At 73.9% G+C, this 1,020-nt stretch carries 1 protein-coding gene; it reads left to right on the forward strand.

Annotated features, from left to right (window positions below):
- The coding region (locus G3I65_RS51960; RefSeq protein WP_160703442.1) for a GAF domain-containing sensor histidine kinase at positions 1-1,020 on the forward strand (1,020 nt) is incomplete at both ends.

Here is a 1,020-nt window from a genome sequence, read left to right on the forward strand (position 1 = left end):
CGCAGCGACCGGCATGGCCGTCGAAAAGGCGCTGCTCGTGGACCAGATGCGCCGCCGCGAACGCTGGCTCGAGGCCTCCTACGACGTCACCGGCGCCCTGCTCGCGTCGCAGGACCTGCACGCCACGCTCAGGCTGATCGCCGAACGCGCCCGCGTCGTCGCCGGCGGCACAGCGGGTGCGATCGCGCGCCCGGCCGGGCCGGGGCAGCTGGTGTTCGACGTCGTCGAGCCGCCGGGGGACGACGCCGACCGGCTGACCGGGCTGACCGTGCCGACCGAAGGCACCGCCACCGGCGTCGCGTTCGCCACCCGCCGCCCGGTCGTCGTGCGCGACTACGGCGAGCGCGTCCAGGAAGAACAGCGCGACCGCGCCGGGCCGATGCCGGCGATGATCAAGGACCTCGACTCGGCCATCTCGGTGCCGCTGCTCGTCGGCGAGGACACGCTCGGGGTGCTGGTGATCGCGAAGTTCCGCGACAAGTCGCCGTTCACCGACGCCGACGTCCAGCTGGCCGAGACCTTCGCCGGGCACGCCGCGCTCGCCGTCGAGTTCTCCCGCGCGCAGGAGGCGCGGCAGCAGCTGGCGGTGTTCGAGGACCGCGACCGGATCGCCCACGACCTGCACGACCTGGTGATCCAGCGGCTGTTCGCGACCGGGCTCGGCCTCGAAGGCGTCAGCAGGATGATCGCCGACCCGGAGGTCGCCGCGCGCGTGTCCGGGTTCGCCCAGGACCTCGACGGCACGATCCGCGAGATCCGCAACAGCATCTTTTCCCTGCAGTCGCCCGCGCAGCCGAACGGCAGCCTCCGCGCGGAGCTGCTGCGGGTGGCGGTGGACGCCCGCGACACGCTCGGTTTCGAACCGCGCGTCGGGTTCGACGGCCCGCTCGACGCCGCGGTGCCGGACGCCGTCCGCTCGGACCTGATCGCGTCGCTGCGCGAAGCGCTGACCAACGTCGCGCGGCACGCCGGGGCGACGTCCTCGTCGGTCGACGTCACCGTGGACGGGCTGGGCCGGCG

The organism is Amycolatopsis sp. SID8362 (genome assembly GCF_010550475.1).
Classification (GTDB): Bacteria; Actinomycetota; Actinomycetes; order Mycobacteriales; family Pseudonocardiaceae; genus Amycolatopsis; species Amycolatopsis eburnea.